This is a genomic window from Phenylobacterium sp. (assembly GCF_036402295.1).
Classification (GTDB): domain Bacteria; phylum Pseudomonadota; class Alphaproteobacteria; order Caulobacterales; family Caulobacteraceae; genus Phenylobacterium.
In genome coordinates this window covers 1-3,379 of sequence record NZ_DASWTE010000373.1, presented here as the reverse complement: position 1 = coordinate 3,379, position 3,379 = coordinate 1, and the positions used below count along the sequence as shown (strand labels likewise).

At 70.6% G+C, this 3,379-nt stretch carries 2 protein-coding genes and 1 pseudogene; all 3 read left to right on the top strand.

Translation table 11 applies throughout. The annotated features are described in order from the left end of the window. On the top strand, positions 1 to 180 hold a 180-nt coding region (locus tag VGD44_RS21920), incomplete at its 5' end, for a flagellin (protein WP_331090504.1). Positions 181 to 350: 170 nt separating this feature from the next. Next, positions 351 to 3,110, top strand: a complete 2,760-nt coding sequence (locus VGD44_RS21915) for a hypothetical protein (RefSeq protein ID WP_331090503.1) — start codon at positions 351 to 353, stop codon at positions 3,108 to 3,110. 57 nt (positions 3,111 to 3,167) lie between these two features. Continuing rightward, positions 3,168 to 3,379 (top strand): annotated as a pseudogene (locus VGD44_RS21910) (hypothetical protein); the annotation flags it as partial.

Below are 3,379 nucleotides of genomic sequence, written 5' to 3'. Positions count from 1 at the left end.
TTCGTCTCCAAGCTCACCGACGTGCTGGAAGCCGGGGTCGGCAACCTGGTCGACGCGGATCTCGCCAAGGAAAGCGCGCGATTGCAGGCCTTGCAGGTGCAGCAGCAGCTCGGCGCCCAGGCGCTCTCGATCGCCAACTCGGCGCCGCAGATCATCCTGCAGCTGTTCCGAGGGGGCTAAGTCACTGAATTCTGGAGCGTTCCGGCGCTCCAGCCTGCGTTTCCGTTGGGGCGTGAGAAGGGGCCTGGGCGCACTGGCGACCGGGCCCTTTTCTTTGGCCGCTTAACGACCCGTTACGCTTGTCTTCGTAAGCTGGGCTCGCGGGAATCTGATCCCGCGCGGACAGGTCCATGGTCACGCCGCTCGACACCAGCGTCCTGCTTGGTTTCTACCAGGCCAAGGCCGGCCTCACGGGGGCGGGGACTTCGTTCGCCTCGACGACGACCAAGAGGGTGGCGCCCACCGCGCCCTGGAACCGCGCCACCGCCGCCGCCGATGTCAGCGACGGGGTCAAGGCCGCGCTGCAGGGGCGCCGCTTCGTCGACGAAAACGGCGCCAAGCTCGACCTTCCCGGCGCCAGCGCCGACTATCGCAAGCTGTTCGCCCTCTATGCGGGCCTTTCGACCCTGATGGGGGTGGCCGAACAGTCGAACGGCAGGCGCGTGAGCGACCAGGACCTCAGCAGGTTCGGCAACGCCTTCCAGCGCGGCCTCAGCGAAATCAACGACTACATCGCCGACCTCGATCTCGAGGACGCCCGCGTCATCCAGGGCTCGGCGAACACCACCGTGAAGACCACGGGCGTGCCGCGCAACAAGACCGAATATGTGACGCCGCCGCTGGTCAGCGGCTCCAGCGCCAACGAGGTTCCGGCGTTCGTCGGCAATGTGCAGTTCACGATGTCGGTGAAGCGTTCGGGGGCCACGATCGACGTGCCCATCGACCTTGCCGGCATGGGCGGGCAGACCCGCTCGCTGGTCAACGTCATCGGCTACATCAACACCCAGCTGGAGGCCGCCGGCGTCGACGCCCGCGTCGCCTCCCAACGGATCGCCGGCGGGCCCAAGACCACCACCGTCAACGGCAAGACCGTCACCATCGGGACCAACCCCGACCAGTACGCGCTCAAGATCAAGGTCGCCGTCGGCGAGACCGTCAGCTTCTCGGCGGCGGCGACGGCGGGAGCCGTCTACGTAGCCCAGGACGCCGGCAACCCAGATCCCGACGGCAAGTCGACCACCAGCGACTCGACCGTGGCCAGCCAGTTCCTCAAGTTCCAGACCGACACGACCGGCGTGCCGGCGCCGCTGCAGAAGACGGGCGAGGCCAACTGGGTCGACGGCCGGGTGTTCGGCCAGACGCTCGGGCCCGAGGTGAAGACGGTCCGCGAGACCAAGGTCGCCGCCGACGGCTCGGTCTACATGCTGGCCGACGTCACCAACACGGTCGCGGGCCAGGAGCTGAAGGGCGACCAGGACGTCGCGCTCCTCAAGTACGACGCCGCCGGCAAGCTGATCTTCGCCCGCACGCTGGGCGCGTCGGACGAGGCCAGCGGCCTGGGCCTGGCGCTGTCTGCCGACGGCAAGATCGCCGTGGCCGGTTCGGTGAAGGGCGCCCTGGGCGGCGCGACCGACGGCCCGCTCAACTCCACGGGCGCGTTCGACGGCCTGACCGACAGCTTCGTCACCGTCTACGACGCGGAAGGCCAGGAACTGTGGACACAGCGCCGCGGCGCGCGCCAGGCGGACGAGGCCAGCGAGGTCGCCTTCGGGGCCGACGGCACGGTCTACGTCCAGGGCCGCACCAGCGGAGGCCTGCCCGGCTCTCCCACGGCCGGTGGCTCCGACAGCTACATCGAGGCCTTCAAGGCTGACGCCGCGGGCAAGATCCAGAACGTCTTCACCCAGACGATCGGCACGGCGGGCATGGACAAGCCGGCCGGCATGGTGATCGACGGGACCTCGATCGTCGTCGCCAGCATGGAAGACGGCCGCGGGGTGCTGCGCCGCTACGACGTCTCCGGCGGGACGCCGGTGCTCACCTCCACCCGCGATCTGGGCGACCTGCAGGGCGGCTCCATCACCGGCCTGGCGCTCGACGGCGGCGATGTGGTGGTCGCGGGCTCGACCGGCAATCCAGGCCTGAGCGGCCTGAGCGTCACGCGCGCCCACGCGGGCGGCAGCGACGCCTTCGCCGCGCGCATGAGCGCGGACCTGTCGGGCGGCGGCCAGGTCGCCTATTACGGCGGCGCCGGCGACGACCGCGCCACCTCGCTCGCCGTCTCGGGCGGGCAAGTCTGGATCGGCGGCTCGGCCGGGACTGACCTGCCCGGGAATCCGACGGCGATCGGCGTGAAGGACGGCTTCCTGGCCCGCCTCGACGTCGCGGCCGGCTCGGTGGAGTGGTCGCGGCGGTTCACCGGCAAGGACGGACGCGCCGCGCCGACGTCGATCGCCGTGGACACCACCGGCGCCAGCGTGCTCGACCGCATCGGCCTGCCAAAGGGCGAACTGGACCTCACCGACTCGGCGCGCCTCACGGCCCAGACCAGCCTGCGCGCCGGCGACACCTTCACGCTGAAGGTCGGCAGCCGCACCCAGACCATCACGATCGAGGCGGCCGACACGCTGGACACGCTGGCCACCAAGCTGCGACGGGCCAGCGGATTCCAGGCCAAGGTCTCGATCTCGACGACCGAGGGCCTGCGCAGCCTGCGTGTGGAACCCGGCAACGACCGCGTGGTGCTGGAATTCGGAGCCGGCAAGACCGACAAGGATGCCCTCGAGATGCTGGGCATCCCGGAAGGCGTCGTGCGCAAGACCAAGATGGTCGACGGCAAGACCGTGCCGGCCGACGGGCGGAGCATGCTGTACGGCCTGGGACTCGAGGATGCGTTGAACCTCGACAGCCAGCTCGACCGCAACCACGCGCTGGCCGTGGTCGGCAAGGCGATGGGCATCGTGCGGCAGATCTACAAGGACCTGGTCGCGGCCGCCCAGCCGGAGTCGGCCCGAATCGCGGCGGCGGCGAAAGCTGTGGGCCCGGCGCCAGCCTATCTCACCAACCAGATTGCCAACTACCAGGCCGCGCTGGCCCGCCTCGGCGGCTGACCTCTGGCGCGGCGACGGCGCCTTGAAAGCGCCGGGCGCGGGGGCTAGCGAGGCAGTATGGAGACCCCGCCCGACCCCTCGCAGCCGCCGAAGCGCCGCGGCTTTCCCCTCGTGATCATAGGCGGCCTGGCCGCCCTGGCGGCCGGCCTCGGCGCGGCGTGGGTCCTGGTCGGGCAGGGCGGCGGAGACGGACCGCCGCCGGCCGCCGAAGGTGGGCTGGTCATCGACGCCAACGGACCCGACGACGGGCCGGCCGAGCCGGGCAAGCT